Source organism: Hymenobacter amundsenii, from assembly GCF_002204745.1.
In the GTDB taxonomy this organism is placed as follows: Bacteria; Bacteroidota; Bacteroidia; order Cytophagales; family Hymenobacteraceae; genus Hymenobacter; species Hymenobacter amundsenii.
Window position 1 is genome coordinate 1 of record NZ_NIRR01000106.1, and the last position, 640, is coordinate 640.

General features: G+C 49.4%; 2 tRNA genes and 1 rRNA gene. All 3 read left to right on the forward strand.

What is annotated here, in order from left to right:
• Positions 1 to 91, forward strand: a 16S ribosomal RNA gene (locus CDA63_RS20115); the annotation flags it as partial.
• A gap of 103 nt (positions 92 to 194) precedes the next feature.
• Positions 195 to 268 (forward strand) — tRNA-Ile (locus tag CDA63_RS20120).
• Positions 269 to 301: 33 nt separating this feature from the next.
• Positions 302 to 378: transfer RNA gene (locus CDA63_RS20125), tRNA-Ala, on the forward strand.
• Positions 379 to 640: the final 262 nt, after the last annotated feature.

Below are 640 nucleotides of genomic sequence, written 5' to 3' on the forward strand. Positions count from 1 at the left end.
CGCAACGAAGCCAGTTAGGGTAGAACAAGTAACTAGGGCTAAGTCGTAACAAGGTAGCCGTACCGGAAGGTGCGGCTGGATCACCTCCTTTCTGGAGCTAGATCTGACCCCGATTCTGCTTGGATTAACTGATTATCTATATTGTCTTTTCCTTTTGTTCAAGTTTTTACGGATTCGACTCCGCGAGTCGACTCGGGCTTGTAGCTCAGGTGGTTAGAGCGCTACACTGATAATGTAGAGGTCCCTGGTTCGAGTCCAGGCAGGCCCACTGCCTTTAACGAAAGGTTAATGGGCATCAACTGGGGGATTAGCTCAGCTGGCTAGAGCACCTGCCTTGCACGCAGGGGGTCAACGGTTCGACTCCGTTATTCTCCACCACACCGGAATACCGATCGGGTATCCATAGGTGACAGAATAATTTTGAAATAGAGTGGATATCCATTCGATTTCGCTTTATCGCCCAATTGGGGTGGTACACGTTCTTTGACATAGAGGAAAACAGAGTTTAAGAAAAAGAAAGCAAGAAGAGTGATTAACCTATGGTTAGTCACCCGAGCCGGCCATCTTACGGGATGGCCTCTACCAAGAAGTAGAAAAGGGCACACGGGGGATGCCTAGGCTCTCAGAGGCGATGAAGGAC